The organism is Micromonospora coerulea, assembly GCF_016598485.1.
In the GTDB taxonomy this organism is placed as follows: domain Bacteria; phylum Actinomycetota; class Actinomycetes; order Mycobacteriales; family Micromonosporaceae; genus Micromonospora; species Micromonospora coerulea.
Window position 1 is genome coordinate 1 of sequence record NZ_JAEMUW010000046.1, and the last position, 24,791, is coordinate 24,791.

Below are 24,791 nucleotides of genomic sequence, written 5' to 3' on the forward strand. Positions count from 1 at the left end.
CCGGTGGCGGGTCACGCAGCCTCAACCGGCGACTGTCTGGCGCGGTACGCGCCACCGTGTTCACCGCCATCGCCCACCTCGCCGCGAAAGCAGACATCGCAGTCGTCACTGTCCCGGCGCGGGGTACCTCGTCCGGCTGTCCCCGCTGCGGCCGTGCCGTCAAACACGTCAAAACACCAGGGCGCAGCGCGGCCGGGTACCGGTGGGCCACCTGCTCGTGTGGCCTGTCACTGGACCGTGACCACGCCGCGTCGCAACGGATCGCCGCCCGGGGCCTGGCCAACCAGGCCAAAACCCGCCGCGACCGTAACGGCAACACCACGATCCGTGCAGCCACCGACACACCGGTCCGTCACCGGACCCGTCGACCAACCCGAGCCGCCACGATCAGGCCGGTGCGGGATCGACGCAAGAGCGTGCCCACCCCGAAGCAGGTCCGACCTGCGACTGCGAAGACTTCACGCCTGCTGCCCTTGCGACGGCAGGTTCCCGCCCCGGCAGAACCCCCACCGGGGTCTGCCGGCAAGTGTCCGGCGGGACGGACACCCCAGGAGACCAACCCGTCAGGGCCGGTTCGCCAGGTGCCGCACACGGTTTCCACCACCGCCCCGCGACACCCACACCGGGTCCGCGGGGCCGTCCTCGGCCGCGGCTTCCACCGCCACGTACACGCCACCCCCGTCACCGACAGGGACCGCCGTACCAGCGGGATGCCCGGCTTGCCGAGGATCGCGTAGGAAACCAGAGACGCTCCATGTCCGTCGTCGCCCTCGCCTCGCGTCCGCACCGGCCCGGCCGTCCCGACCGGGCCGCGCCACCCCGGCCCGGCGCCGCGCCGACCCTGACCATCACCCTCGAGCTCGGTGGTGGCGCGCTGACGCCCGGTCTGGCCCGGCTGGTCGACCTGCTCGGTGAGCTGGCCGAGACCGGCGTGCTCCGGCAGGAGCTGCCCGGCGGTTTTTCGCCGGCCGGCCGCCCGGCGCCGATCCGGCGCCCGCGCCCGCCACGCGCCGCCTGGCGACCCGGGCCGACGTGGACGCCCGTCCGCCCGCCCCCGCGGTCGGCCCGGATGCCGTACGGATCCTGGCCGGCCCGCGGATCGTCCGCCACGGCGCTCGGGAGATCCCGCTCACCCGGATCGAGTACGACCTGCTGCTCTTCCTGGCCGAGCATCCCCGCCGGGTCTTCACCCGCCGGCAGCTGCTCGCCAACGTCTGGGGCTACGAGCACGCGGTGGCGCGCACCGTGGACGTCCACGTGCGCCGGCTGCGCGCCAAGCTCGGCGTGGACACGCCGCTGGTGACCACCGTGTACGGGGTCGGCTACCGGCTCGCCGACGAGGCGCGGGTGGTGGTGGACCGGGAGCACTGAGGACGGCGTACCCGGCGTGCCCGGGGTCGGACCGCGGCCCCGGGCCGCGCCGCGGGCTCCGTGGTCCGGCCGCCTCCGCCGGCCCGCACCGGCCAATGTGAACCGGCGGGGGACCCCCCGTCACGGATCATCTCGGCGGCTCTGCTGTAATCATCTGACCTCACACGGAGAGCGAGCGGGCGGCTCCGGTGTGTTCGTCAATTGTCACATTCATGCAACGTGGCCGCCCCTTGACCCTCGCTCAGGCGCCGGGAAGCATCGATGAAGCGGCGTCCCGGGCCGTGGGGAGATACCCGGACCAGCCAAGGAGGACCATGTCGGTCAGCCCCGCCTCGTCGCGCGCCGGATGGCATACGTCCCAACCCGCGGTTCCCGGTCGTCCCCCCGGCGGCCAGCGTCGCCCGGCGAACACGGCCGCACCCGTGCTCACCGTGACCCTGTCCATCCCGCTCGCCTGTGAGGAGTCCCTGACCCCACCTGCCCGCCGGCTGCTGGAGGCCGCTCGGGAGATGTTGGAACGCGGTGACGCCGTCGTCTCCGGCGGCGTCGGCCCGGCGGAGCGCCGCCCCGACCCGGTGCCGGCCGGCCGGTCCCCGTCGCGTCCGCTCGCGCCGACCATCCCTACCCTGCACATCCTGGCCGCCTCCCGCTCGGTGCTGCGCGGCGGCGAGCCGCTGCCGCTGACCCGGCTGGAGTTCGACCTGCTGCTGCACCTGGTCGCCCATCCCCGGCGGGTCTTCACCCGGCTGCAACTGCTCAACGCGGTCTGGGGCTACGAGCACGCCGGCGTCCGCACGGTGGACGTGCACGTACGGCGGCTGCGCGGCAAGGTCGGCGTCGACGTTCCCCTGGTCACCACCGTCTACGGCGTCGGCTACCGACTCGCCGACGACGCCCGGGTCACCATCGACCGCACCGGCTGAGCGGCCCGTCCGGTGCCCGCGCCGGGCTCCGGCCGGGCTCCGGCCGGGCACCGCCGAAACCGCCACCGGGCTCTCCGCGCCGGCGGGCCTTGCGCGCCGCCGGGCCGCCCACCCGGCCGGGACGTCGGGTCCGGGTTCGCCTGTCCGGCCGGCCGGGCACGATGGTCGGATGCGCGTCCGTCCGATCACGCCCGAACGACTCGTCGCCGAGCTGACCGACCGGCTCGCGGGCACCGCCGGGCGGGAGCGCCTCCGGGTGGCCGTCGACGGGCCGCCGGCCGCCGCTCCGGACGCGCTGGCCGCCGCCCTGGTCGACCCGCTGCGCGCCGCCGGCCGCCCGGTGCTGCACGTGCTCGCCGCCGACTTCCTCCGCCCCGCCTCGGTCCGGCTGGAGCAGGGCCGGACCAATCCGGACGCGTACTACGAGGGCTGGGTCGACGAGATCGGGCTGCGCCGGGAGGTGCTCGACCCGGCCGGCCCGGACGGGTCGGGCCGGTTGCTCCCGTCGCTGTGGGACGCCGCCACCGACCGGGCCAGCCGCGCCGGGTACGTCGAGCTGCCGCCCGGCGGGGTGGTGCTGGTCAGCGGGGCACTGCTGCTCGGCGGCGGGTTGCCCTTCGACGTCACCGTGCACCTGGTGCTCTCCCCGGCCGCGCTGGCCCGGCGCACCGACCCGGAGCTGCGTTGGACGCTGCCCGCCTTCGCCCGGTACGCCGACGAGGTCGCGCCGGCCTCCTTCGCCGACGTGGTCGTCCGGGTCGACGACCCCCGCCATCCGGCCCTGGTCGAGCCCGACTGAGCGGTTCGCGCGGGGTCCGCGCCGCGAACCGGACGACCGGACCGAGACCGGGCGGAAAATCGTCGGTTTCATCCTCTCCCGGTGCGGGTATTCGCCCGGCTCACAGAGCACGGGTGATCTCACCCGGGCCACCAACGGACAGGTCCGGGGCGTGCACCGCCCCGGACCGATGTGAGGCCCCACGAAAGGCAGGCAGCGATGCTCGTCCACGACACGGTAGCCACGGGCCGGTCCCAGGCGGAGATCGACCAGATCCGGCAGTCCCTGCGGTCGCGCTACGACGAGCTGACCGCGGAGTACGACCAGGCCGTGCTGCAGAGCCAGGTGCTGCGCCTGGTGGAGGTCGGCGACACCGCCGGCGACGACCAGGCCGACAGCGGCACGAAGACCGCCGAGCGGGACACCGCGCAGTCCCTGCTGCGCACCATCCTGGACCGCCGCGCGCAGTTCGAGCACGCGCTGACCCGACTCGACGAGGGCACCTACGGCTTCTGCGAGGGCTGCTCGGCGCCGATCCCGGTCGAGCGACTGGAGATTTTCCCGTCCGCCACCTCCTGTGTGGCCTGCAAGCAGACCCGGGAGCGGCGGGCGGCCTGAGCGCCGCGCAAGTTGCCGGTCGGTCCGAGACGCGGTGGACTTCCACCATGGGTGAGATCAAGGTGGGCACCGCCTCGTGGACCGACCGGACCCTGCTCGACTCCGGCTGGTACCCGCAGACGGCGGACACCCCGGAGAAGCGGCTGGCGTACTACGCCCGGCAGTTCCCGCTGGTCGAGGTGGACGCCACCTACTATTCGCCGCCCGCCGAGCGGACGGCGAAGCTGTGGGTGGACCGCACCCCGCCCGGCTTCACCTTCAACGTCAAGGCGTTCAGCCTGCTGACCGGGCATCCGACCCGGGTGAGCGCGCTCTACAAGGACCTGCGCCCGGAGACGGAGAAGAAGAACCTCTACCCGGACGACCTGCCGCCGCAGGCGTACGAGGAGGTCTGGACCCGCTTCCTGTCCGCGCTGGACCCGCTGGTCGAGGCGGGCCGGCTCGGCGCGCTGCTGTTTCAGTTCCCGCCGTGGTTCACCATCAAGCGGGACAACAAGCAGTACCTGTTGGAGGTGGCCCGGCGCTGCGCCCCGCTGCGTCCGGTCTTCGAGTTCCGGCACGCGTCCTGGTTCGACGGCGACAACTCCGACGAGACGCTGGGGTTCCTGCGCGAGCACGAGCTGGCGTACGTCTGCGTGGACATGCCGCAGGGGCACAGGTCGTCCCTGCCCCCGGTGTTGGCGGCCACCGCGGAGCTCGCGGTGGTCCGCTTCCACGGGCACAGCGACAAGTGGACCAGCAAGGACATCCACGAGAAGTTCGGCTACCGCTACTCCGACCGGGAGCTGCGGGACTGGGCGCCGAAGCTGCGCGAGCTGGCCGGCGAGGCGGAGCAGACCCACGTGTTGATGAACAATTGTTACCGCGACTACGCCCAGACCAACGCGGCCACCCTCGCCGGCCTCCTCGCGGACTGATGGCGGATTCACCCGCACCGGGTGAGGCCCGCTCACCCGGTCACCGCCCAGCATGGGCGGTGTGTGCGGTCCGTCGACCGACGCGACCGCGAGGCCGACAGGAGGTGGGCCATGACGGTGCGGGTCGTAACGGATCGACGCCGCGGCGGGGTGCTGCACGTGGTCGGTAGGTCCGGCCCTTCCCGGCGTGGTGAGCGGCCCGGTCGGTTCAGCCCGACCCGGCTGTGGCGGGGGCCCAGCGGGCCGCCGCGACGCACCGACGAGCGACGCTGGGAAACCGATGCACGGGGGTGGGCAGATGGCTGAGCAGCTGATTTCCGCGTTTGAGTCCTCGCTGGACAAGACGAACCTGATCCTGAAGGACATCGAGCAGGCGTACGGCTGGCCGAAGGAGCAGCGCAACCAGTCGTACGCGGCGTTGCGTACCGTGCTGCACCTGCTGCGCGACCGGATGCCGGTAGAGCAGAGCGCCGAGTTCGCCCAGCAGTTGCCGGTGCTGCTGCGGGGCATCTACTTCGACGGCTGGCAGCCGGAGAGCGTGCCGATCAAGCTGAACCGCGACGACTTCCTCTACGAGGTCCGTCAGGGCTTCCCGTTCGACGTGGAGGGCGGTCCGCAGCGGGTGGTGCAGGTGGTGCTGGACACCCTGCGCCAGCACGTCACCCAGGGCGAGTGGCAGGACGTCAAGTCGCAGATGCCGCGGGACCTGGGCCGGATGATTCCCTGACCGGCGCCGTCCCGGCCCGCCCCGTCGTGGGGCGGGCCGGCGGCGTCCGGCTCACCGGCCGGCCGGCCCGCCGGGCCAGCTCGGCCAGGGCCGCCGCGTCCACGATCGCCGCGCCGCCCGGGTCGTTGTTGAAGTAGACGTACGCCGGGTCGTCGCCGAAGGTGGCGGCCAGCCGGCGTACCCAGGTGGCGAGCGCGGTCCGACCGTAGCGCGGCCAGGGCCGGGCGCGGCCCTCGTGCAGCCGCAGGTAGCCGAAGTCGGTGGTCCGCCACAGCGGGGTCACCGGCCGGCTGAGCCGGTCCGCCCAGACCAGCGCGGCCCGGCGGCGCTCCAGGATGCGGCGGGTCTCGTCGGTCCACCAGGAGGGGTGCCGCGGCTCCACCGCCACCCGCACGTCGGCGGGGAAGAGCCGCAGCGTCGCGTCCAGCGCCTCCGGGTCGGCCGGCAGGTTCGGCGGGAGCTGGATCAGCACCGGGCCGAGCCGGTCGCCCAGCCCGGTGGCCCGGCCGAGGAAGCGGGCGACCGGCTCGACCGGCTCCCGCAGCCGCTTGACGTGGGTGAGGTAGCGGCTCATCTTCACCGCCACGCAGAAGTCGTCGGGGGTGCGCTCCCGCCACGCGACGAAGGTGTCCCGCTCGGGCAGCCGGTAGAAGGCGTTGTTCACCTCCACCGTGGCGAACCGTTCGGCGAAGTGCTCCAGCCAGAGCCGCTGCGGCAGCTTCGCGGGATAGAAGCGCTCCCGCCAGTCCCGGTACTGCCAGCCGGAGGTGCCGACCAGGATCATCGCGCCACCGCCTAGTACAGGTCGAAGTGGAACACCTCGAACGCCGCACCGTAGCCGACGCCGAGGCGGGTGCCGGCCGGCCGGGCCATCCCCTCCAGGAACTCCTCGGCGTCGAAGCTGCCGTCACCGAGCCCGCTCAGGTACGCCCCGTGCGCCCGCAGCGACGCCACCCCGCGGTCGAAGGTGGCGGTGACGTCCACCCCGTGGCGGGCCAGTGGTGACCCGGCGGCCCAGACCTGCCGTACCCGGTTCCACGGCGCGACCCCGTCGGACAGCTGCTCGGGGAAGATCCACCGGTTGCCGGCGTCGCGGACCGCGTCCAGCACCGCCCGGCCGGTGGCGATGTGGTCGGCCTGGTTCAGCGCGTACGCCCCGTCCCAGGTGTCGCGGAAGTTGTTGGTGATGACGACGTCCGGGCGGTGCCGGCGGACCACCGCGGCGATCTCCCGGCGCAGCGGCACCGCGTACTCCAGCAGGCCGTCGGGAAGGCCGAGGAACTCCACGGTGTCCACCCCGACCAGGGCGGCCGAGGCGCGCTGCTCCTCCTCGCGGACCACCCGCGCCCGCTCCGGCGGCATCCCGTCGATGCCCGCCTCGCCGCTGGTGACCAGGCAGTAAATCATCTCCTTGCCCTGGGCGGTCCAGTGCGCGACGGCGGCCGCGGCACCGAACTCCAGGTCGTCGGGGTGGGCGACCACCGCCAGGCCGCGCTGCCATTCCTCCGGCAGCGGCTCCAGCGGCTCGCTCTGCGGTTGCACCATGCGCCCTCCTGTCCGATCCCGGAACCATCCTGGCACCGCGCGGCGCGCGCCGCCGCCCGGCGGCACGGCGGCGAGGGAGCGGGCTTGCCGGCGACCCGCGCTGGGAACGCCACCGTCACCCGGTCCGGCGGGCAGGTCACCGCCCGCAACGCGCGCTGGAACACGGCGTGACCTGCCGCAACGGACGACCCCGTACGGGCACCGGCGAACCGTCCGTGTCGCCGGGGCCCGGCGTCTACGGTGGGGGTTAGAGAAGATCGCGCGCGGGGTACCACCCGCTGCACGACGAACCCCGACGTACGACGGGGCGGCACACCCGAGGGAGCACCCATGGCACTCAACGACGACGACATGCAGACCACCAGCGGCGGCGGCCCCGAGGGTCCGGCCGACGGTGGTGCGACCCCGGGCCAGCAGGACGGTGGCGCGGACGGTGGCGCGGACCGCGGTGCCGAGCGCGGCGTCGACCGCGGTGCCGACCGTGGCGCCGAGGGTCCCGCCGACGGTGGTGCGACCCCGGGCCAGCAGGACGGTGGCGCGGACGGTGGCGCCGAGGGACCGGCCGACGGTGGCGCCACCCCGGGCCACCGCGACGGCGGCGCCGACGGCAGCGCCGGCTGACGGATCGTCGTGACGTACCTCGACCCGCCGGGCGGCCGTGGCCGTCTGGCGGTTCCGTCTTCCGCGCCCGACGCGCTGGCCCGCTGCATCGCGGTGGAGCCGGCGAAGTTCGCCGCCGCGCACTGGGGACGGGCGCCGCTGCTCTCCCGCGCCGACGAGCTGCCCAACCCGCAGGGCTTCACCGACCTGCTCAACCCCGCCGACGCCGACGAACTGCTCAGCCGGCGGGGACTGCGTACCCCGTTCCTGCGGGTGGCCAGGGACGGCCAGCTCGTGCCGGCGGCGAGGTGGACCGGCGGCGGCGGCGCGGGCGCCGAGGTTGGCGACCAGGTCCTCGACGAGCGGGTCCTGGAGCAGTACGCCTCCGGCGCGACGCTGGTGCTCCAGGGCCTGCACCGGATCTGGCCCGCACTGGTCGACTTCGCCCGCGACCTCGGCATGGCGCTGCGCCAGCCGTTGCAGGTCAACGCCTACCTGACCCCGGCCGGCAGCCAGGGCTTCGCCACCCACTACGACACCCACGACGTCTTCGTGCTCCAGGTCGACGGCCGCAAGCACTGGCGGATCCACCCACCGGTGCTGCCCGACCCGCTGGAGCAGCAGCCCTGGGGCGGGCGCGCCGACGAGGTCTCCGCCACCGCCGACGGGCCTGCCGCGCTGGACGTGGTGCTCGAACCGGGTGACGCGCTCTACCTGCCCCGCGGCTGGCTGCACAGCGCGCAGGCGCAGGAGTCCGCCTCGCTGCACCTGACCGTCGGCATCCGGGCGCTGACCCGGTACGCCCTGGTCGAGGAGTTGCTCGCGCTCGCCGCCGAGGATCCCCGGCTGCGCGCCGGCCTGCCCTTCGGCACCGACGTGGCCGATCCGGACGCGATCGAGCCGGAGCTGACCGAGACGGTGGAGGCGCTGCGCGACTGGCTGCTGCGGGCCGACCCCGCCGCGCTCGCCGCCCGGCTGCGCAGCCGGTCCTGGCCGGCCGCCCGGCCGGCGCCGATCCGCCCCCTGGCGCAGGCGGCGGCCCTGGCCGCTCTCGATGCCGACAGTCGGGTCGCCCTCCGGGCCGGCCTGCGCTGGCAGCTCAGCCCCACCGCGGACGGCAGGCTCGTGCTGCGCCTGTTCGACCGCACGATCACCCTTCCCGGCACGTGCGAGCCGGCCCTGCGCGCCGTCCTCACCGGCGAGGTCACCCGCGTCGGCGACCTCCCCGGCCTCGACGACGACGCCGACCGCCTGGTCCTCGTCCGTCGCCTCCTCAAGGAAGCCATCCTCACCCCCGCCTGACCCCCACCCGCCCCGCCCGGGGTCGGGGGCCTCCTGTGGGTCAGCGGGGGGCGAGGGTGAGCAGGGCGATCGTGGTCAGGAGGCCGGCGAGCAGGGTCACGATGATCGGGCGGGGGCCGAGCACCGCGTGCCGGCGGTCGGCCAGCACCCGGGCCGGCGCCAGGCCGAGCAGCGGGCCGACCAGGGTCACCACCAGCGCCAGCACCGGCAGGCCGACCGCCAGGTCACCGCCGCTGCCCACGCCGACCGCGCGCGCACCCGCCCCCAGGGCGTACGCGGCCACGGACCCGCCGATCCCGCAGAGGGCCAGCAGCGGGTTGACCGAGCCGGGCAGCTCGCCCGGTTGCCGGGTGCGGTCGAGCAGTTCCCGCACCCCGCGCAGCAGCAGCACCGGATCGCCGGTCGCGTCCCGGGCCGGCCCCGGCGGGTCACCCAGCCGGCGGGCGCCCGCGCCGAGCCGCGACCGCAGCTGCTGCCACAGGTGGGCGGCCTCGCCGTCGACCTTCTCCACCAGCTCCCGCGCCTCGGCCACCGCGCCCTCGGCACGCCGGACCTCCTCGGTGGCCCCCACGACGGCGCGGTCGGCGGCGGCGCACTGCTGCGCGTACCAGGTGTGCGCCTCGGCGCGCTGGGCGGCCACCCGGGCGGTCAGCTCGGCGAGCCGACGGAGCTGGGCGGCGTACGTCTCACTGGCGACCGCTTCGTTCATCGGGACGGACCATAAGGGATGATCACCTGACCGGTGCGATGCACCGCCCGGTCGAAGTAGAGCCCCCGCCACGGGCGCGGGTACCAGTCCGGCCCGCCGGTGCCCGGGTAGAGCGAGGAGCCCAGCTCCGCGCCCTGCACGTCGAGCGCCACCCAGGCGCCGATCTGGTCGGTGCGGGCGGCCGGACCACCCAGGTCCACCCGCATCCGGGCCACGCCGCGCCACCAGGCCAGCACGTGGGTACGCCGTTCCGGCCCGTCGTGCAGGATCCGGCGCAGCTGCTCCAGCCCGGTGCGCCGCCCGGCCCCTCCGGCGAGCTGGCCGGCCGCCGCGTCGACCGCGTACAGCAGCAGGTAGTGCGCGGTGTTCCGGCCGCCCGGCGCGCCCAGCGCGTCGCCCACCTCGGCCATCAGCTCGGGGATCGTCTCCTCGTCGTACCAGGCCGCGTCGCCGGCCAGGTCCTCGTAGAGGGCGCGGGCGGCCGGGTCGGCGTCCGGGTCGAGGCAGGCGATGGAGAACCGGGCGGTGCCGGGGCGGTGTTGGCGCGCGAGGGACCGGGCGGCGGCGTCCAGCACCGCGCAGGCCTCGTCCACCCGGGTGCCGAGCACCGCCAGGTTGCGTCCCGGGGCCCGGGGCAGCCGCAGCGTCGCCGAGCGGGCCTGCACGTCGATGATCTCCCCGAGCAGCGCCACCGGGCTGCGCGGCACCCCCTCCTCCGGCGCGGTCAGCGCCCGGAAGTCCGGCGCGTCGGTGAGCTTGGGGATGGCGTCGCCGTCGAAGAGCCGGGCCGGCGCGGCGTCGGCCGGCCGCATCCGCCACAGCCGGTGCTGGAGTTCACTCCAGGACTCCCAGTCGCTGGCCGACGGGATGCGGGCCACCTCGTTCCCCTCGGCCAGCCCGGACTCGGCGTTGACCACGGCGTGGTGCCGGGGCAGCGACTGGGCGGCGTCGTTGCGCTCGGCCAGGATGCGCAGCGCCTTGGGCAGCGCGATGCGCAGGGTGAACTGGGCGACCAGGGCCGGGCGCCCCCACAGCGCCTCGATGCCGCGGACGTCCTGCGAGGCGAGGACCAGGTGGATGCCCTGCGAGCGGCCCCGCCGGGCCAGGTCCTCCAGCAGGTCGGCGGCCTCCCGGGCGACCACGTCCCGGCCGGCGAGCAGCGCCTGGAACTCGTCGACCACCGCCACGATCCGCGGCCAGTGCCCGGTGGGATCCACTGCCCGCAGCTCGGCGAGCTTGGTCACCTCGTGCTTCTTGGCCGCGTCCGCCCGGCGGCGCAGCTCCTCGGCGAGGAAGCGCAGCAGCGCCAGCCCGAACTCCCGGTCGGTGTTCACGTTGATCCCGACCAGCCGCATGTGTGGCAGCCAGCTCGGGTCCCGCCGGCCCTGGGCGAACCGGGCGAAGGACACCCCCTCCTTGAAGTCGAGCAGGTAGAACTCCAGCTCGGCGGGGGAGTAGCGGGCGGCCAGCGCGCCGATCCAGGCGAAGATCAGGTTCGTCTTGCCGGTGCCGGACGGCCCGCCGATCAGCGCGTGCGGCGGATAGTCGCCGAGGGTGAGCAGCACCGGGCGGCCGTGCGGGCCCTCGCCGATCGGCGCGGTCAGCCCGTGCGCCGAGTCCTCCCGCCAGTACTCGTCCGGCGGCGGGAGCAGGTCGGTGAAGGGCGTCGGGGGCGGACCGGCGCTGACCCGGGACGCCACCTCCCGGCAGGTCTCGGTGACCAGCGTGGCCGGCGGCGCGTCGTCGAGGGCGACGGGCAGTCCGGCGATCCGGGCGTCGTCCGGCTCCACCACGACCCGGGTGACCGTCGGGCCGTCGGGCAGGTCGATCCCGCGGACGACCAGGTGCACGCCACAGGCGGCGCCGGTGCGGACCACCCGGTCGAGTTGGCCGCGCTCGTGGCGGGACAGCTCGTCGCCGCCGAGCAGCACCGCCACCCGCCACGGCTCCGGACGCCGGCCGGTCGCCGCGGCCAGCTCGCGCAGCGAGGCGTACTCGCCGGCCAGCACGGTCTCGTTGATCCGGCGGATCTGTTCCACCAGGTCGTCCAGCAGCCGGCCGAGCCCGCCGGGGCCGACGAAGGTGAGCAGGCCGGCGGTGCCCAGTGGGGCGAAGCCGGCGAGGCCGCCGCCGAGGTGTTCCGGGTCGTACCCGAAGAGGCGGACCGCGCCGGGGTCGACGCGGCCGACGGAGCGCAGCAGCAGGGCCGGCACCACCGTGGCGATGCCGGCCGCGTCCGCGCCGGCCAGGTGCACGTGGCCTGCGTCCAGCAGCGGCACCAGGGCAGGCACCGGCTCGGCGCCGGGGATTCGGACCGTACCGATGCGCACCGCGCCGGGCGCCTCGGCCCGGCCGGCGGGCGCGGCCCGCCAGCGCGGCCACGGCGCCGAGGCGGCCCCGGGAGCCTCGCGCTGCGCGGCCGCCGCGGCCCGCCGGGCCAGTTCCGCGATCCGCGCGGTATGCCGGGCGTCGATCTCGGCCAGCCGGCGGTCGCGGGCCGCGCCGACCCGTTCCGGTACGGCCGCCGCGGCGCGCCGCACCCGGGTCAGCCGCTCCTGCGCGCCGGTCAGGTCGGCCTCGGCGTCGGCCAGCCGGTTACGGGTGGCACCGAGCGCCTCCGACAGCATCCCCCGGACCCGGGTGGCCAGTTGCCCCCGCACGTCAGCCATGGGTGCCCCTGGCCGGCGGCCGCTCGTCGGTGTCGGTCGGCAGGTCCCGGCCGAGCCGGGCGAGCAGCACGCCGGCGACCACCCCGGCGGTGACCGCCGGGTCGGCGGCGTGCGGCTGCTCCTGTTCGGCGGCGCGGCGGGGCGGGGGCATCCGGCACACCCGGGTCAGCAGGATGTCCAGCACCGGCGGGGGCAGCCCGGGCAGCAGGTCCCGGACCCGACCGTCCAGCTCCCGGCGCAGCCGGGCCAGGTCGTCCGCCCGGGGCGGGTGCCCGAGCAGCTCGCCGGCGAGGTCGCGCAGCAGCGGCGGGGCGACCGCGGCCAGCCCGAGCCCGACGTCGGCGTGCGCCCCGCGCAGCTCGCGGCGCAGCCGGTCCCGGTCGCCGGCGCGCACCCCGGTGACCACCCGGCGCAACAGTTCGCGGGCGTCGCCGACCCGCTCGTCCGGCTCGTCCGGCGGGCCTTCCCGGCCGCCGGTCAGCTCCGCGACCCGCACCGACCACCAGCGCCGCATCGCCGGGTCGGCGCCGGGCTCCGCCGGCGCGGTCGCCACCGGTGCCGCCTCCCGGGCGGCGTCGTGCTTCGGCCGCCGGTCCTCCGGCTTGGGCGCGGGCGCGCCGTCGGCGGCCAGCCCGATCGCGGCCAGGTACGCCGCCAGCTGTTCCTGGGCGACCCGCAGCGCGTACCCGGCGGTCTCGGCGTGCTCGGTGGCGGCGGAGAGCTCCGGCACGCCCATCGGGTTGGCCGACTCCTGGCGGACCCAGCGCAGCCGCTCGGTGGCCTGGCCGAACTTCTCCAGGGCCAGCGTCAGCGGGGCGAGCGGCAGGTCCTCGGCGGCGGCGCGGACCTGCGCGCCGATGTCCTCGATGATGGACACGGTCGGCTCTACAGTGTCGACACGTAGAGCTGCGCCTGCTCCACCGCCACCAGTGTCGCGGCGAGACACTCCTCCAGCTCCTGCCCGGCCTGCGTCAGCGAGGCCTGCGCGGCGCCCACCGTCTCGTGGCCGCTGCCCTCCAGTGCGCCGGCCAGGGTCTGCTGCGCCTCGGCCAGCTTCTCGCCGGCCGCCTGCACGGCTGTCTGCCCGTCACCTATCTGCTGGAGGGCGACATCGATGGCTGCCTTCAGCTCGGCGACGCTCGCCACGGGGACCTCCTGGGGGCGGGGAGATCTCCATTACAACCCATCCCGCCGGGTGCACGAACATCCACCCTCGCGGCGTTCCTGCCCGCCTGTCCGATTGTGCCCCTGACATGCGCGAAGGCCGGCCGACCCGGCCGCCGAAGTCCCGTCGGTGCATCGTCCGGTCCCGTCGGCGAGTCAGCCGCCCGGTCAGCCGGGCCGGCCGGCGGGCTCCCGGCGCAGCCAGCGCGGGCCGTACACCTCGGCGCCGAGGGCCTCGACCCGTCCGCGCAGCTCCCGGTCGGCCGTGACCACCAGCCGCCGGCGATCCGGTGCCGCCGCGGCGACCAGCTCGACCATCGTGTCGTCGCCGGACCCGGGCGCGGCCACCACCGTGACGCCCGGGACCGCCGGAACCTCCCGGGCGGCGCCCTCCAGCACCAGCACCACCTCCACGGGCGCGAGCAGGTCCGGCGGCAGGCCCGCGGCGGCGACCGGGACGAGGGCGTCGCGCAGCCGGGCCGCGGCGCCGGCCCGGTCCCGCCACCAGCCGTCCGGCCGCGAACCGACCACGTTGGCGCCGTCGACGATCAGCAGCGGTCTGGTCTCCATGCCCTCAGCCTGCCACCCGGGGGCGTTTGTCGCGCCGACCGCCGGGTAGCCACCGCCGACCGTGCCGGCCCGACTGCACCGGCCAGCGCGCCGGCCTGACCGCGGAGGACAGAGATGATGGGACCCGGTGACTTCGGCTCCGACCCGTGGGATGAATTCCTGGCCCGCTACTTCGGCCGGGGCGAGGGGGGACGCCGGCCGCCACACCGGGTCGACATCACCCGGCTGATGACCGCCGACGCGCGGGAGATGCTGGCCGACGCGGCGCGCCGCGCGGCCCAGAAGCACAGCAACGACCTGGACACCGACCACCTGCTCTGGGCGGCGCTGCAACGCGAGCCCCTGCGTGACCTGGTCCGCCGGGCCGGCGCCGACCCGGACGCCCTGGTCAACGCCCTCGGCGGGCGCGGCGAGGGCGCGCCCCAGGGCGAGGTGCCGCCGAACCTGTCGCTGACCCCGGCGGCCAAGCGGGCGCTGCTCGACGCCCATCAGCTCTCCCGGGCGATGGGCGCCAACTACATCGGCCCCGAGCACATCCTGATGGCCCTGCCGCTCAACCCGGAGTCGCCGGCCGGCCGGATGCTGGCCGCCGGTCGGATCCAGCCCGAGTCGTTGCAGGCGGCCAGCGCGGAACGCGGCACAGGCGGGCCCAAGCCGGACCGCGGAACCCCCACCCTCGACCAGTACGGCCAGGACCTGACCGACCTCGCCCGGATGGACCAGATCGACCCGGTGATCGGCCGGGCCGACGAGATCGAGCAGGCGGTGGAGATCCTCTCCCGGCGGACCAAGAACAACCCGGTGCTGATCGGGGAGGCCGGCGTCGGCAAGACCGCCATCGTCGAGGGGCTGGCCGAGCGGATCTGCGACGGCGACGTGCCGCAGACCCTGATCGGCAAGCGGGTGATCCAGCTCGACCTGGCCGGACTGGTTGCCGGCACCCGCTACCGGGGTGACTTCGAGGAACGGCTGAAGAAGGTGATCGACGAGATCCGGGCGCATCGGGAGGAGCTGATCATCTTCCTGGACGAGATCCACACCCTGGTCGGCGCGGGCGGCGCCGGCGCCGAGGGCGGCATGGATGCGTCCAACATGCTCAAGCCCGCCCTGGCCCGCGGTGAGCTGCGGGTGATCGGGGCGACCACCCTGGACGAGTACCGCAAGAGCATCGAGAAGGACGCCGCGCTGGCCCGCCGGTTCCAGCCGGTGCTGGTCCCCGAGCCCACCGTCGAGGACACCGTCGCCATCCTGCGTGGCCTGCGCGACCGCTACGAGGCGCACCACCAGGTCCGCTTCACCGACGAGGCGCTGGTCGCCGCGGCCGAACTCTCCGACCGGTACGTCGCCGACCGGTTCCTGCCGGACAAGGCCATCGACCTGATCGACCAGGCCGGCGCCCGGGTCCGGCTGCGCACCCGCACCCCCGCCGCGGACGTGCGGGAGCTGGAGCAGCAGCTCGACGAGGTCCGCCGGAACAAGGAGCAGGCCGTCGCCGACGAGCAGTACGAGCGGGCCTCGGACCTGCGGGACCGGCTCGCCGAGCTGGAGGACCAGGTCCGCCGTGCCCGGGGCGACGAGGGCCCCAACCGGGTGCCCTCGGTCGGCCCGAAGGAGATCGCCGAGGTGGTCTCCCGGGCCACCGGGATCCCGATCAACCAGCTCACCGAGGAGGAACGGGACCGGCTGCTGCGCCTGGAGGGGCAGCTGCACGAGAAGGTGGTCGGTCAGCACGACGCGGTCACCGCGGTCGCCGAGGCGGTCCGCCGCTCGCGGACCGGGCTAGCCGACCCGAACCGGCCGATGGGCAGCTTCCTCTTCCTCGGTCCCACCGGCGTCGGCAAGACGGAGCTGGCCCGGGCCCTGGCGGAGGCGCTCTTCGGCGAGGCCGACCGGATGGTCCGGGTGGACATGAGCGAGTTCCAGGAGCGGCACACGGTCAGCCGGCTGGTCGGCGCCCCGCCCGGGTACGTCGGCTACGAGGAGGCCGGCCAGCTCACCGAGGCGGTGCGCCGCCGCCCGTACGCGGTGGTGCTGCTCGACGAGATCGAGAAGGCTCACCCGGACGTGTTCAACATCCTGCTCCAGGTGCTCGACGAGGGACGGCTGACCGACAGCCAGGGCCGGACGGTCAACTTCAAGAACACCGTCCTGATCATGACGAGCAACCTGGGCTCGGAGCTGATCACCGGCACCCGGCGCGCGGTCGGCTTCGACGCCGGCGAGCCCGGTACCGAGCGGGAGAACGAGGAGCTGCGCGAGCGGTTGATGCGCCAGCTCCAGGAGAACTTCCGCCCCGAGTTCCTCAACCGGATCGACGAGGTGATCATCTTCCGCCGGCTGGAGGCCGAGCAGCTGCGCCAGATCACCGGGCTGCTGCTGGAGGAGACCCGGCGCCGGCTGCACGCGCAGGACATCCAGGTGGACTTCACCACCGCCGGCGTCGACTGGCTCGCCGAGCACGGCTACCAGCCCGAGTTCGGCGCCCGCCCGCTGCGCCGGGTGATCCAGCGGGAGGTCGACAACCGGCTGTCCCGGATGCTGCTGGAGAACCAGATCTCGCCCGGCCAGAAGGTCATCGTGGACGCCCGGGACGGACAGCTCACCTTCGACGTGACCGCCGGCGAGCGCGGGTACACGGCGGCCAGCACCTCCCATCCCCGATGAACCGGAGGGCGGACATGACCGAACCCGAGGAGAGCCGGGAGGACGCCGAGCGGCCCGAACCGATCATCGCGCCGCCGACCGCCAACCCGTCCCGGGTCAAGATGCCGCCGAAGGGCCCGAAGGAGCGAACCGACGAGGGCGAGCCGGCGCCGGCCGAGCCGCCGCCGGGAGAGGAGGCGTGATGGTACGCGAGAAGCGGCTGGATCCCGAGGTCGAGGTGATCTGGGACGACTTCCACGCCCAGGTGAACGTCCCCTCCGAGCAGCTGCGGCAGTGGCTGCTCACGCGGGGGTCCGGCGAGGAGGCGTTCGGCCCGAACCCGGACATGAACCTGCCCGAACCGGGGCGGCAGATCCTGCACGTGCTGAGCAAGCGGAAGGTGGACCTGACCCCGGAGGACATCGAGGTGATGCGGGACGCCATCGACCGCATCCAGTCCCTGGTGGACGCCAAGCCGAGCCGGGGCAACGCCGACGACGAGTGGCGGCACTCGCTGCTCGACCTCGGCCACGACGTCCTGGTCGAACGCTGACCGACCACGCGACGGCACCCGGGCCATCGCCCGGGTGCCGCTCCGTCGGTCGGCTATTCGGATTCCATGCTGGGCAGTTGCAGGCCGGCGGCGTCCGCGGCGTCCTGCCGGTCCAGGCGGGCCCGCTCCTCGCGGGTGAGCAGGTTGGCGTACTCGGTGATGTCGGGCGGCTCCGGCACGTCGCCCAGCCGGCGCAGGAAGGTCTCGACGTCCCGGGAGGCGGCGGTGTGCGCGGCGGCTGCCTGGACCAGCAGCTCCCGCTGGTCGCCCGCGGGGTACAGATCGGTCATGCTGCCCTGATACCCGCCGTCAGGCCGTTCGCACCCCGCCGGCCGGCCCGGTCGTCGACGGATGCGTGCCGAAGTCCGGGTGGCGCAGCAGCCAGGCCAGGTAGTCGGGGTGCGGCGCCAGCGAGTCGGTGTACGCGGCCACCGCCGTCTCCAGCACCGTCTCGGCGACCCGGGCCGCCGGGGCGTCCGGGTGCCAGCCGAGCAGCAGCCGCCAGCGCAGCGGCGTCCCGGCCAGCCGGCGGGTGACCAGGCCGCTGACCGGGCGGAAGGTGGCCTGGCAGAGCGCCACCGCCTCGCCTGCGTCGACCAGGTCCACGCACCCGCGCACGTCCGTCTCGTACATCTTGCGCGGGGTGAAACCGGCGCGGGCGCAGGCGGCGGCGAAGCAGTCGCCGAAGCAGCCGTCGCCGGGTGCCGCCACCCACTGCTCCCGCCGCAGGTCCACCAGGCGCACCTCGTCGCGGCCGGCCATCGGGTGGTGCTGCGGCAGCAGCACGAACACCGGGTCGACGGCCACCTCCCGCCAGCTCAGCCCGAACTCCGCCGACGGCACCGCGTCGCCGCAGACGCCGATGAGGGCGAAGTCCAGCCGCCCACCCGCCACCAGCTGGGCCAGTTCGTCCACCGACCAGGAGGCGTACGTGGTGATCTGCAGTGCGGGCTGCTCCGCCGCCAGTCGGTGCACCAGCCGGCCGAGGATCGGACTGTTCACCCCGCCGAACCGGTACCGACCCACCGGGTCGCCCGCCCCGGCCAGCCGCGCCGCCTCGTCCTGCAGGCCCTTCATCGCCGGCAGCAGCACCCGGGCCCGGGCCAGCACCAGCTCACCCAGCGCGGTGGGGCGGGCGCCCCGGCGGTCCCGCTCGAACAGCGGCCCGCCGAGGACCCGCTCGATGCGCTGGAGCTGGGCGGTCAGGGCCGGCTGGGCCAGGCCGAGCGTCGAGGCCGCCTTGGTCACGCTCCCCGTCTCCGCGATCGCGCACACCACGCGCAGATGTCGCAGCTCCAGATTCATAGGGTGACCGTAGGACCACGAACGGGCAACCGGAAGGGTCCGAAGCGATCGACGTACCTCGGTCTGTTCGCCGGCCCGGGGCAGCTGACCCCATCGAGGCCCGTCGTGGTCGCGGCGCCGGCGCCGGCCGGGGTAGTCGCGGTTGCGGGCCGATTCAGGCCTTCGGCTGCCGGTCCAGGTCCGCCAGCTGGGTCCGCCGGCCGGTCACCGCGTCGCGTAGCTTGTCCACCACGCCCACCGCCGGCTCCACGATCTTGTTCCACGGCGGGGTGGCCGGGGTGCCCGGGTGCGGCCGGGTCGGCGCCGCCTCCTCGGCGATCTGCCAGCGGTTGCCTAGCCGGATCAGGTCGGCGTCGGTGGCCACCTCGCGCAGCGGCGTCACCAGCGCGGCGACCCGGACGACGTGCCGGCGCACCCGGTCGGCCACGTCGGCCAGCGCCGGGTCGTCCGGCCCGGACAGTCCCTTCAGGGCGGTCAGCAGCGCGGCGTCCGCCTCGATCTCCCGGTCGACCAGCTCACCGCTGGCCGGCACGGCGGCCCGGGCGGCGGGGAAGAGGTACTGCTCCTCGGCGGACAGGTGCCGGGACACCGCGGCGGTGAGCACGTCGACCACCTCGCGGCGGCGCTCCGGCGCCAACTCCGGCTCCATGACCTCGTCGGCCAGGTCGCACAGCTGCCGGTGCTCCCGGTCGACGAACTCGGCGACGCTCCGGCCGCCGGGCCGGTACGCGTCGTCGGCGGCCGGCGGCAGCGGGGGCAGGGGGACGGTCATGGTGCCCTCCTCGACTGATGGCCGGCGGATCACGGCGGGGCTCCGGCGGCCCGGTGGGCGGTGCGGGGACGCCAGCGGCGGTACCCGAACGGTCACCGCGCGAAACCGCGCCGGCCGCCGGCGGCGGGGGCGAGCCGGGCGTCCGCGTCGGCTGGTATGAAGATGCGATGACGAGCGACGCCGCCTCCGCCCGACCCGACCCGACCGACGAGGTCGTCGACCTCTGCCGCGACCTGCTGCGCATCGACACCACCAACACGGGGGACAACGACACCAGCGTCGGGGAACGCCGCGCCGCCGAGTACGTGGCGGAGAAGTTGGCCGAGGTCGGCGTCGACGCCGAGATCCACGAGTCGGCACCCGGGCGGGCCAACCTGGTCGCCCGGATCCCCGGCACCGACCCGGGCCGCGACGCCCTGCTGGTGCACGGCCACCTCGATGTGGTCCCCGCCGACCCGGACGAGTGGTCGGTGCACCCGTTCTCCGGCGAGATCCGCGACGGCTACCTGTGGGGCCGCGGCGCGATCGACATGAAGGACTTCGACGCGATGGTGCTGGCCGTGGTCCGCAGCTGGCAGCGCGCCGGCGTCCGCCCGACGCGGGACATCGTGCTCGCCTTCACCGCCGACGAGGAGGCCGGCAGCGACTACGGGGCGCACTTCCTCGCCCAGCACCACCGGGGTCTCTTCGACGGCTGCACGGAGGCGATCGGTGAGGTCGGCGGCTTCTCCTACTCGGTCGACGAGTCGCAGCGGCTCTACCTCATCGAGACCGCCGAGAAGGGCATCGACTGGCTGCGGCTGCACGCCAAGGGCCGGCCCGGGCACGGCTCGATGGTGCACGACGACAACGCGGTCACCGCGCTGGCCGAGGCGGTGGCCCGGATCGGCCGGCACCGCTTCCCGGTGGTGGTCACCGACACCGTCCGGGCGTTCCTGGCGGAGGTCTCCGACGTCCTCGGCATCGAGATCGACCCGGAGGACCCGGAGACCGCGATCGCGAAGCTCGGCCCGATCGCCAACATCATCGGCGCCACCATCCGCAACACCGCCAACCCGACCCGGCTGGCCGCCGGCTACAAGGACAACGTCATCCCCGGCCGGGGCACCGCCACCATCGACTGCCGCAGCCTGCCCGGCCAGTCGGAGCTGCTGGAACGGCAGCTGCGCGAGCTGATCGGCCCGGACATCGCCATCGAGTACATCCAGCGGCAGCCGGCCCTGGAAACCACCTTCGACGGCGACCTGGTCGAGGCGATGTCCGCGGCGCTGCGCGCCGAGGACCCGGGCGCCCGCCCGGTGCCGTACATGCTCTCCGGCGGCACCGACGCCAAGGCGTTCTCCCAGCTCGGCATCCGGTGCTTCGGGTTCGCGCCGCTGCGGCTGCCCGCCGACCTCAATTTCTCCGGCCTGTTCCATGGCATCGACGAGCGGGTCCCGGTGGACGGGCTACAGTTCGGCGTGCGGGTTCTCGACCGGTTTCTCCGCAGTTGCTAACCGTGTCCGCGGCGTCACTGCCGACGCGGATCCTCCCCATCGCGAAGGGACTGCCCACATGACCGACCAGCACGGCGAGCTGGACGCCGCTCTCGAGCGCGTGATCGACGCCGCCCGCGCGCACCTGGCCGCCGTCCGGGCCGCCAAGGGCCGGATCGACGACGACGACGTCTGGCAGGCGTACGTCGCCCTGAACAACGCCTCGTTCGCCTACGACGAGCAACTTCTCGACGCCTTCGGCGAGGTCACGCCCTGGGACGTCGAGTCGATCGACCCGGACGAGGCCGACGAGCGCTTCGCCGGCGTCGAGGGCGTCGAGGCGACCGACCCGCACCCGCGGGTCATCTCCGTACGCCAGCGCCGGGACTACCGGGTGCCGAGCGTGGCCGCCCTGATCCGGGTGGCCGAGGCGGCCCGCCGCGAGGGCACCCCGGAGGAGGACGAGCCGGCCCCGGTCGAGGGCGTCGGCGAGGCGGTGCTGGAGCTGCTGCAGAGCGGCGACGGCTCGCTGAGCGCGCTCGACGTCCCCGAGCTGGAGCCGCTCGACGGCGTGGTCATGGTCAGCGAGGTCGGCACCCCGGTCGACCTGGAGTCCTTCGACGACGACGACCCGGTGGGCCCGTTCCAGCCCGCCGCCGACGACCGCCTCGTTGGCCGGCTCGACGAGCACCCGTTCCTGGAACTGGACGAGGAGCACGACCACGCCCACTAGGCCGTGACGTGCCCGGGCCCGACCAGCCGGTCGGGCCCGGGTCGGTACGCCCGGGTGCGCCGCCGCTCAGTACGACAGGCCCGGTTGCGGCTGGTTGACCCGCCGACGGCGCAGCATCACCTGCCGCGTACCGTCCCGGAACAGCCGCACCCGGGCCAACTCCCATCCGGAGAACTCCGCCTGGATCGCCAGCTGCGCCGCGGCGGTCAACCGGTCGACATTCGGCGGCAACCGCAGCGGCGCGTATTCGTAGTCCATGCGTTCCATGCTGCCCAAGGCCGGCGGTGGTTCGCCACCCCCTGACGGTGATCCACGTCGCCGCTGGCCCGGCCGCCGCGATCGTCGAACGGTCAGCCGTCGCGTTCCGGGTAGCCGACCGGCACCGCCGAGACGTCGTCCAGGGCGGTGACGATCTCCTCGGGCAGCGTCATCCGCTCCACCTGCAGCGCGCCGAGGAGCTGACCCACCGTGCGGGCGCCGAGGATCGGGGCGGTCACCCCGGGCCGGTCCCGGATCCAGGCCAGCGCCACCTCCAGCGGGGAGACGCCGAGCCCGCCGGCCGCGGTGGCCACCGCCTCCACGATGCTGGAGCAGCGCGGCTCCAGGTAGGTGGCCACGAAGCGCTCGAAGTGCGGTGAGGCGGCGCGGGAGTCCGCCGGCCGGCCGTGCCGGTACTTGCCGGTGAGCACCCCCCGGCCCAGCGGCGACCACGGCAGGACGCCCAGGCCCAGCGCCTCGCAGGCGGGCAGCACCTCCCGCTCCACCCCCCGCTCCAGCAGCGAGTACTCCACCTGCGCGGCCACCACCGGGGCCCGCCCCGGCCAGGCGGCCTGCCAGGCGGCGGCCCGCGCGGTCTGCCAGCCGGCGAAGTTCGACACCCCGACGTACCGCGCCTTGCCGCTGGACACGGCGTGGTCCAGGGCGGAAAGGGTCTCCTCGAGCGGGGTGTCCGGGTCGTACCCGTGCACCTGCCACAGGTCGACGTGGTCGGTGCCGAGCCGGCGCAGCGACGCGTCCAGGGTGCGCAGCAGGTGCCCGCGGGAGCCGTCCCGGCGCCGGCCGCTGCCCGGCCGCAACCCCGCCTTGGTGGCGATGAGCAGGTCCTCCCGGGGCACCAGACTGCCGAGCAGGGAGCCGATGACCGCCTCGGCGTCGCCGTCGGCGTACACGTCGGCGGTGTCGATCAGGTTGCCGCCCGCGTCGAGGAAGCTCTTCAGCTGGGCGGCCGCGTCGTCGGCGTCGGTGTCCCGTCCCCAGGTCATGGTGCCGAGCGCGAGCCGCGAAACCGCCAGCCCGCTTCGGCCGAGCGGTCGCTGTTGCATGGGTGAACCTTATTTCGAACCCGGCGTCACGGATATCCTCGCCCGGAGTCAAGTTCCCGCTCCACCGGCCGGACGGGTGTGACGTGTTCGAGGTGATCCGGGATCGTGGCCACCGCCCGCATTGCGTAACCTGATGCGACCTGTGGTGCGGACGGTGGGAGGACCAGTGCGACTCGGGCTCAGCCTCGGATACCAGACGGCGTGGAGCACGCCGGCCGACCATCTGGCTCTTGCCCAGGAGGCGGACCGGCTCGGCTACTCGGTGGTGTGGGCGGCGGAGGCCTACGGCTCCGACTCGCCCAGCATGTTGGCCTGGATGGCCGGTCAGACCGAGCGCATCGACGTGGGCGCCGCGGTGATGCAGATCCCCGCCCGCACCCCTGCCATGACCGCGATGACGGCCGCCACCATCGACGCGCTCTCCGGCGGCCGGTTCCGGCTCGGCCTGGGTGTTTCCGGCCCGCAGGTCTCCGAGGGCTGGCACGGCGTGCGTTTCGCCAAGCCCCTGGCCCGCACCCGGGAGTACGTGGACATCGTCAAGCTGGCGATCGCCCGCAAGGAGGTCGCGTACGACGGCGAGCACTACACCCTGCCGCTGCCGGACGGGCCGGGCAAGGCGCTGCGGCTGGGCTTCCACCCGCCGCGCGAGCACATCCCGATCTACCTCGCGGCGGTCGGCCCGAAGAACCTCGAACTGGCCGGCGAGATCGCCGACGGTTGGCTCGCCGTCTTCTACGCCCCGGAGTTCGCGGAGGAGCAACTCGCCTCGGTGCGGGCCGGCCGGGCGAAGGCCGGCAAGGAGTTGGCCGGCTTCGACGTGGTCCCGTCCGTCCCGGTCGTGGTCGGCGACGACATCGCCAGCTGCGCCGAGCTGGTCCGCTGGTACGCCGCCCTCTACGTCGGCGGGATGGGCAGCCGGCAGCAGAACTTCTACAACCAGTTGGCCACCCGGATGGGCTACGGCGATGCCGCCCGCGAGGTGCAGGATCTCTACCTGGCCAAGCGGCAGCGCGACGCCGCCGCCGCGGTCCCGATGGAGTTCATCGACCGCACCTCGCTGCTCGGCCCCAAGGAGCGCATCGCCGAGCGGATGCGGGAGTACGCCGCCGCCGGCGTCACCACCCTGTCGGTGACCCTCTTCGTCGCCGACCGGGACAGCGGCGTGCAGACCCTGCGTACCGTCGCCGAGGCGCTGGACCTCTCCGGGGTCGGCGAGTGACCTGGGTCGAGGCCATCGTCCTGGGCATCGTCCAGGGGCTCACGGAATTCCTGCCCGTCTCCTCGTCCGGTCACCTGCGGATCACCTCGGCCATCTTCTTCGGCCGGGACGCCGGCGCCTCGTTCACCGCGGTGACCCAGTTGGGCACCGAGTCGGCGGTGCTCATCTACTTCGCCAAGGACATCTGGCGGATCACCCGGACCTGGGTGCTCGGCCTGGCCGACCCGTCGGTCCGGTCCAGCCTCGACTACCGGATGGGCTGGTACGTCATCATCGGCTCGATCCCGATCGGGCTGTTCGGCTTCCTGTTCAAGGACCAGATCCGCACCGCCGGCCGCAACCTGTGGGTGGTCGCCACCACGCTGATCGTCTTCGCCTTCGTGCTCGCCTTCGCCGAGTACTGGGGCCGGCAGACCCGCACCCTGGAGAACTTCCGGATGCGCGACGGCGTGGTGATGGGCTTCGCCCAGGCCATGGCGCTGATCCCCGGGGTGTCCCGGTCCGGCGGCACGCTCACCGCCGGACTGCTGCTCAACCTGACCCGGGAGACGGCGGCGCGGTACTCGTTCCTGTTGGCCATTCCGGCGGTGGTGATGTCCGGGGTGTTCAGCCTCGGCGACGTCTTCGAACCCTCCGCGCCGGGCACGGCCGCGCCGAGCGGGGCGCAGATGATCGTCGCGACGGTGATCGCCTTCGCCATCGGGTACGCGGCCATCGCCTGGCTGCTGCGCTACGTCGCCCACCACACCCTGTACCTGTTCGTGCTCTACCGGGTCGCACTGGGTGCGCTGGTGTTGTCCCTGCTCCTGACGGGGACGATCAGCGCTACCTGAGGGTTGGTTGGTTGCTGTTGGGCGGTGGTTGCTGTTGGGGGCT

At 74.4% G+C, this 24,791-nt stretch carries 28 protein-coding genes; 16 read left to right on the forward strand and 12 right to left on the reverse strand.

Translation table 11 applies throughout. From position 1 onward, the window contains the following. The first annotated feature begins 56 nt into the window (after positions 1-56). The 7 genes from I8N68_RS34430 to I8N68_RS30695 all read left to right on the forward strand — a co-directional run bounded on the left by I8N68_RS34430 (position 57) and on the right by I8N68_RS30695 (position 5,334). A complete protein-coding gene (locus I8N68_RS34430) occupies positions 57-737 on the forward strand; it encodes a zinc ribbon domain-containing protein (RefSeq protein ID WP_200216543.1) in 681 nt (226 codons plus the stop codon). A 295-nt stretch (positions 738-1,032) separates the two neighbouring features. Continuing rightward, positions 1,033-1,371, forward strand: a complete 339-nt coding sequence (locus I8N68_RS33400) for a winged helix-turn-helix domain-containing protein (protein ID WP_372433921.1) — start codon at positions 1,033-1,035, stop codon at positions 1,369-1,371. Between the two features lie 314 nt (positions 1,372-1,685). Then, the gene (locus I8N68_RS30675; protein WP_200216545.1) at positions 1,686-2,294 is read left to right on the forward strand and encodes a winged helix-turn-helix domain-containing protein; all 609 of its coding nucleotides are present in this window, start codon (positions 1,686-1,688) and stop codon (positions 2,292-2,294) included. Between the two features lie 169 nt (positions 2,295-2,463). Then, positions 2,464-3,093, forward strand: coding sequence for a nucleoside/nucleotide kinase family protein (locus tag I8N68_RS30680; protein ID WP_200216548.1), 630 nt, complete (start codon positions 2,464-2,466; stop codon positions 3,091-3,093). Between the two features lie 198 nt (positions 3,094-3,291). Continuing rightward, on the forward strand, positions 3,292-3,690 hold the full coding sequence (locus I8N68_RS30685; protein WP_089014814.1) for a TraR/DksA family transcriptional regulator: 399 nt from the start codon (positions 3,292-3,294) through the stop codon (positions 3,688-3,690). Between the two features lie 47 nt (positions 3,691-3,737). After that, positions 3,738-4,607: a DUF72 domain-containing protein gene (locus I8N68_RS30690; protein WP_200216550.1), complete on the forward strand. Its 870-nt coding sequence runs from the start codon at positions 3,738-3,740 to the stop codon at positions 4,605-4,607. A gap of 298 nt (positions 4,608-4,905) precedes the next feature. After that, entirely contained in the window at positions 4,906-5,334 is a 429-nt protein-coding gene (locus tag I8N68_RS30695; RefSeq protein ID WP_200216552.1) for a DUF2267 domain-containing protein, read from the forward strand. Here I8N68_RS30695 and I8N68_RS30700 read toward each other — a convergent pair. Further along, positions 5,291-6,118, reverse strand: coding sequence for a DUF72 domain-containing protein (locus I8N68_RS30700; protein WP_200216553.1), 828 nt, complete (start codon positions 6,116-6,118; stop codon positions 5,291-5,293). The genes I8N68_RS30695 and I8N68_RS30700 overlap by 44 nt on opposite strands. An 11-nt stretch (positions 6,119-6,129) precedes the next feature. Next, a complete protein-coding gene (locus I8N68_RS30705; RefSeq protein ID WP_200216554.1) occupies positions 6,130-6,879 on the reverse strand; it encodes a PIG-L deacetylase family protein in 750 nt (249 codons plus the stop codon). 330 nt (positions 6,880-7,209) lie between these two features. Here I8N68_RS30705 and I8N68_RS30710 point away from each other — a divergent pair, with 330 nt between their 5' ends. Together I8N68_RS30710 and I8N68_RS30715 are read left to right on the forward strand one after the other, a co-directional pair. Beyond that, positions 7,210-7,500, forward strand: coding sequence for a hypothetical protein (locus I8N68_RS30710; protein WP_200216555.1), 291 nt, complete (start codon positions 7,210-7,212; stop codon positions 7,498-7,500). 9 nt (positions 7,501-7,509) lie between these two features. Beyond that, the gene (locus tag I8N68_RS30715; protein ID WP_200216557.1) at positions 7,510-8,781 is read left to right on the forward strand and encodes a cupin domain-containing protein; all 1,272 of its coding nucleotides are present in this window, start codon (positions 7,510-7,512) and stop codon (positions 8,779-8,781) included. 40 nt (positions 8,782-8,821) lie between these two features. On the opposite strand, the gene I8N68_RS30720 is transcribed toward I8N68_RS30715, so the two are convergent. The 5 genes from I8N68_RS30720 to I8N68_RS30740 all read right to left on the reverse strand — a co-directional run bounded on the left by I8N68_RS30720 (position 8,822) and on the right by I8N68_RS30740 (position 13,893). Then, positions 8,822-9,490 (reverse strand): hypothetical protein, encoded by a 669-nt coding sequence (locus I8N68_RS30720; protein ID WP_200216560.1) that lies wholly within the window; start codon positions 9,488-9,490, stop codon positions 8,822-8,824. Beyond that, positions 9,487-12,159 (reverse strand): FtsK/SpoIIIE domain-containing protein, encoded by a 2,673-nt coding sequence (locus I8N68_RS30725; RefSeq protein ID WP_200216562.1) that lies wholly within the window; start codon positions 12,157-12,159, stop codon positions 9,487-9,489. The genes I8N68_RS30720 and I8N68_RS30725 overlap by 4 nt, the downstream gene beginning before the upstream one ends. Next, the gene (locus I8N68_RS30730) at positions 12,152-13,036 is read right to left on the reverse strand and encodes a hypothetical protein (protein WP_200216564.1); all 885 of its coding nucleotides are present in this window, start codon (positions 13,034-13,036) and stop codon (positions 12,152-12,154) included. The genes I8N68_RS30725 and I8N68_RS30730 overlap by 8 nt, the downstream gene beginning before the upstream one ends. Before the next feature lie 8 nt (positions 13,037-13,044). Next, on the reverse strand, positions 13,045-13,305 hold the full coding sequence (locus I8N68_RS30735; protein WP_200216565.1) for a hypothetical protein: 261 nt from the start codon (positions 13,303-13,305) through the stop codon (positions 13,045-13,047). A gap of 186 nt (positions 13,306-13,491) precedes the next feature. Further along, complete coding sequence (locus I8N68_RS30740) at positions 13,492-13,893, reverse strand: PIN domain-containing protein (RefSeq protein ID WP_200216567.1); 402 nt, start codon at positions 13,891-13,893, stop codon at positions 13,492-13,494. A gap of 114 nt (positions 13,894-14,007) precedes the next feature. Between I8N68_RS30740 and I8N68_RS30745 the strand changes: the two genes are divergently transcribed. Genes I8N68_RS30745 through I8N68_RS30755 form a run of 3 tightly spaced genes read left to right on the forward strand, consistent with a single transcriptional unit; the run spans position 14,008 to position 17,089 of the window. After that, entirely contained in the window at positions 14,008-16,557 is a 2,550-nt protein-coding gene (locus I8N68_RS30745) for an ATP-dependent Clp protease ATP-binding subunit (protein ID WP_200216569.1), read from the forward strand. A 14-nt stretch (positions 16,558-16,571) separates the two neighbouring features. Beyond that, entirely contained in the window at positions 16,572-16,739 is a 168-nt protein-coding gene (locus I8N68_RS30750) for a hypothetical protein (RefSeq protein WP_200216571.1), read from the forward strand. Beyond that, complete coding sequence (locus I8N68_RS30755; RefSeq protein WP_200216573.1) at positions 16,739-17,089, forward strand: DUF3140 domain-containing protein; 351 nt, start codon at positions 16,739-16,741, stop codon at positions 17,087-17,089. Before I8N68_RS30750 ends, I8N68_RS30755 begins: the two co-directional genes overlap by 1 nt. A gap of 53 nt (positions 17,090-17,142) precedes the next feature. On the opposite strand, the gene I8N68_RS30760 is transcribed toward I8N68_RS30755, so the two are convergent. The 3 genes from I8N68_RS30760 to I8N68_RS30770 form a co-directional block, all read right to left on the reverse strand. Continuing rightward, positions 17,143-17,379, reverse strand: a complete 237-nt coding sequence (locus I8N68_RS30760; RefSeq protein ID WP_200216575.1) for a hypothetical protein — start codon at positions 17,377-17,379, stop codon at positions 17,143-17,145. Between the two features lie 19 nt (positions 17,380-17,398). After that, positions 17,399-18,394 carry a LysR family transcriptional regulator gene (locus I8N68_RS30765; protein ID WP_200216577.1) on the reverse strand — a complete coding sequence of 332 codons (996 nt, stop codon included), beginning with the start codon at positions 18,392-18,394 and terminating at the stop codon, positions 17,399-17,401. A gap of 154 nt (positions 18,395-18,548) precedes the next feature. Further along, the gene (locus I8N68_RS30770; protein WP_200216582.1) at positions 18,549-19,166 is read right to left on the reverse strand and encodes a hemerythrin domain-containing protein; all 618 of its coding nucleotides are present in this window, start codon (positions 19,164-19,166) and stop codon (positions 18,549-18,551) included. 167 nt (positions 19,167-19,333) lie between these two features. On the opposite strand from I8N68_RS30770, the gene I8N68_RS30775 reads away from it, so the two are divergent. Both I8N68_RS30775 and I8N68_RS30780 read left to right on the forward strand, forming a co-directional pair. Next, positions 19,334-20,662 carry a M20/M25/M40 family metallo-hydrolase gene (locus I8N68_RS30775; RefSeq protein WP_200216584.1) on the forward strand — a complete coding sequence of 443 codons (1,329 nt, stop codon included), beginning with the start codon at positions 19,334-19,336 and terminating at the stop codon, positions 20,660-20,662. 58 nt (positions 20,663-20,720) lie between these two features. Then, entirely contained in the window at positions 20,721-21,374 is a 654-nt protein-coding gene (locus tag I8N68_RS30780; protein ID WP_200216586.1) for a hypothetical protein, read from the forward strand. Between the two features lie 66 nt (positions 21,375-21,440). Here I8N68_RS30780 and I8N68_RS30785 read toward each other — a convergent pair whose 3' ends face one another. Together I8N68_RS30785 and I8N68_RS30790 are read right to left on the reverse strand one after the other, a co-directional pair. Continuing rightward, a complete protein-coding gene (locus I8N68_RS30785; protein WP_039906151.1) occupies positions 21,441-21,632 on the reverse strand; it encodes a DUF5703 family protein in 192 nt (63 codons plus the stop codon). Between the two features lie 92 nt (positions 21,633-21,724). Further along, a complete protein-coding gene (locus I8N68_RS30790) occupies positions 21,725-22,696 on the reverse strand; it encodes an aldo/keto reductase (RefSeq protein ID WP_200216588.1) in 972 nt (323 codons plus the stop codon). 166 nt (positions 22,697-22,862) lie between these two features. On the opposite strand from I8N68_RS30790, the gene I8N68_RS30795 reads away from it, so the two are divergent. After that, positions 22,863-23,915, forward strand: coding sequence for an LLM class F420-dependent oxidoreductase (locus tag I8N68_RS30795; RefSeq protein WP_200216590.1), 1,053 nt, complete (start codon positions 22,863-22,865; stop codon positions 23,913-23,915). Beyond that, a complete protein-coding gene (locus I8N68_RS30800; protein ID WP_200216592.1) occupies positions 23,912-24,748 on the forward strand; it encodes an undecaprenyl-diphosphate phosphatase in 837 nt (278 codons plus the stop codon). The genes I8N68_RS30795 and I8N68_RS30800 overlap by 4 nt, the downstream gene beginning before the upstream one ends. The last annotated feature ends 43 nt before the right edge of the window (positions 24,749-24,791 follow it).